The 2,540-nt window shown below is 69.5% G+C and carries 3 protein-coding genes; 2 read left to right on the top strand and 1 reads right to left on the bottom strand.

What is annotated here, in order from left to right:
- Positions 1–494 (bottom strand): HAD family hydrolase (locus GH737_RS14345; RefSeq protein ID WP_476749622.1); only part of this gene is annotated, 494 nt, incomplete at its 3' end.
- Between GH737_RS14345 and miaA the strand changes: the two genes are divergently transcribed.
- Together miaA and ilvC are read left to right on the top strand one after the other, a co-directional pair.
- Positions 493–1,422 (top strand): tRNA (adenosine(37)-N6)-dimethylallyltransferase MiaA, encoded by a 930-nt coding sequence (miaA, locus tag GH737_RS14340; protein ID WP_155265450.1) that lies wholly within the window; start codon positions 493–495, stop codon positions 1,420–1,422. The two genes, GH737_RS14345 and miaA, sit on opposite strands and share 2 nt — an antisense overlap.
- 9 nt (positions 1,423–1,431) lie before the next feature.
- Positions 1,432–2,409: a ketol-acid reductoisomerase gene (ilvC, locus tag GH737_RS14335; RefSeq protein WP_155265449.1), complete on the top strand. Its 978-nt coding sequence runs from the start codon at positions 1,432–1,434 to the stop codon at positions 2,407–2,409.
- The last annotated feature ends 131 nt before the right edge of the window (positions 2,410–2,540 follow it).

The following is a 2,540-nucleotide window of genomic DNA, read 5'->3' as shown; positions in this document are numbered from 1 at the left end:
GACCCGCCCGCGCGCATGGTCTGGACGAGCGTTTCCGCGCCCGCGGTGACCTCGACGCGTTCGGCGAGGCAGCGCCGCAGCGCGCGTTCGTCGAGGCCGGCGAGAAGCCGCACGCGCTCGCGCAGCGCGCCCGAGAAATCGAGCTCCCCCTGCATCGCGCGCTCGGTGATCCGCGCGACCTTTTCCTTGAGGCCGACGTAATCGGCGAGCTCGTCGATGCATTCCTGGCCGATGATCGTCGAATCCATGTCGGCGACCAGCAACCGCTTCCAGCGCGGTTCGTCGGCCTGGACGACAATATCCACGTCATCGAGCGCCTCCAGCGCCCAGCGCGCCGATCTCGCATCGCCGGAGAAGCGCAGGTCCGCGGCGTCGCCCTCGTCGATCCAGTGAAGGAACGCCGCCTTCGGATCCAGCTCGCGCAGCAGGCCGAGGACGCGGTCCACCAGCCTGTCATCGAGCCGTCCCGCTGCTATCAGCGTCGCGATCGCCATGGTTCGCCAAAATCCTCCACTGATCCTCATCGCCGGACCGACCGCGAGCGGCAAGTCGGCGCTGGCGCTCGCCCTTGCTCAGCAAACCGGCGGCGTGATCGTCAATGCCGACAGCGCGCAAATCTACCGCGACCTGCGCATCCTCAGCGCAGCGCCGACCGACGAGGAACTGAACGCCGCCGAACATCGGCTCTACGGCGTCAAGGACGGCGCCCTCCCCTGCTCGGCCGCGGAATGGGCAGAGATGGCGCGAGGCGCAATAGCCGACATCCACTCGGGCGGCCGAACGCCAATCCTGGCGGGCGGGACCGGGCTTTACCTCCGAACGCTGCTCGACGGCATCGCGCCCGTGCCGGCGATCGATCCGGACGTGCGCGCGTCCGTCCGCCAGACGCCGCTCGATGATAATGTCGCGAAGCTTCGAGCGCTCGATCCGGACGCCGCCGCTCACCTTAACCCGGCTGACGCGGCGCGAATCAGCCGCGCCCTCGAGGTGATCCTGTCGACCGGCCGCACGCTGGCGGAATGGCAGAAGGACCGCGAGGGCGCGATCGCGGACCGGATCGCGCTCCGGCCTCTGGTCCTCCTTCCCCCCCGAAAGTGGCTCTACGCCCGCTGCAACGATCGCTTCGCGCACATGATCGATTCCGGCGCGGTGGCCGAAGTCGAGGCCTTGCTCGCGCGCAAGCTCAACCCGAACCTGCCGGTGATGCGCGCGATCGGCGTCCCCGAGCTCTCGCGATACCTGCTCGGCGAGACATCGCTCGACGAGGCCGTCACCGCAGGCCAGCAGGCGACGCGGCGCTATGCGAAGCGCCAATATACCTGGTTCGCGCACCAGCCGCCGCCGGATTGGCCGCGTTTCCAGGAGCCGCTCGACCTGGACCGCCTCGGCGATGTGCTGGCCCTGTTGCAAGCGAAAGGCTAGGCGCGCGCCATGGACCTGCTCCGCGACGCCGACATCGATCCCGCACCGCTCGCGGGGAAGCGCGTTGCGATCCTCGGCTACGGCAACCAGGGCCGGGCGCAGGCGCTGAACCTCAAGGACAGCGGCATCGACGTGGTCGTCGGGCTGCGCGGTGGATCGGGAAGCACCCGTGAGGCGGAAGCCAACGGCTTGCGGACCGCGCTGATCGAGGAGGCGGTCGGATCAGCCGACGTGGTGATGATGCTCGCGCCGGACGAGACCCACGCCTCCCTCTACCAGGAGGTCGAGCCGCAGCTGCGCGACGGCGCGGCGCTCGGGTTCAGCCACGGTCTGTCGGTGCGCTTCGGTTTTGTTGATCCGCGCCCGGACCTCGACATCTTTATGGTCGCGCCCAAGGGGCCCGGCACCGCGCTTCGCTCGCTGTACGAGCAGGGCAAGGGGATGATCGCGCTGTGGGCGGTCGAGCGCGACGCGACTGGCGACGCCCGCGACATCGCCCTCGCCTATGGCCGCGCGATCGGCTGCGGACGCGCCGGGCTGATCGCGTCGAACTTTGCCGAGGAGGCCGAAGCCGATCTGTTCAACGAGCAGGCGGTGGTGTGGGGCGGCGTGCCCGAGCTGTTGATCGCCGGCTTTGAGACGCTCGTCGAGGGCGGCATCTCGCCGGAGGTCGCCTATCTCGAATGCGTCGGCGAGTTGCACCTCATCGCCGAGTTGATCGAGGCATGCGGGATCGCGGGAATGCGCGAGGCGATCTCGAACACCGCCGAACTCGGCGCGCTGCTCGGCGGCAGGCGGATGGTCGATGAAGGCGTCCGCGAACGGATGGCCGAGGTGCTTCGGGAAGTGCGCGCCGGCCGTTTCGCCGACGAGCTGAAGGCGGAAAAAGCGAACGCTTATGGCCGGCTGGAAGCAGCACGGTCCGAAGCCCGCTCCGCGCTGGTCGAACAAACCCGCCGGCGCCTCGCCGCGACCGACGAAAGCTAGGCGATCGGCTGCGGCGGCAGCTGGGCCTCCGGGCGGCCCCCGACACTCGCGCGCTCGAGATAGGCGCGCTGCATCTTGCGGTGCGCCTCGGCCACGCCGGGATCGGCGGAACTCAGCGCCAGCTCCTGCTC

The organism is Sphingomonas segetis (assembly GCF_009720245.1).
Lineage (GTDB): Bacteria > Pseudomonadota > Alphaproteobacteria > Sphingomonadales > Sphingomonadaceae > Sphingomicrobium > Sphingomicrobium segetis.
The sequence above is the reverse complement of the archived record's forward strand: the minus strand, read 5'-3'. Positions and strand labels throughout refer to the sequence as shown.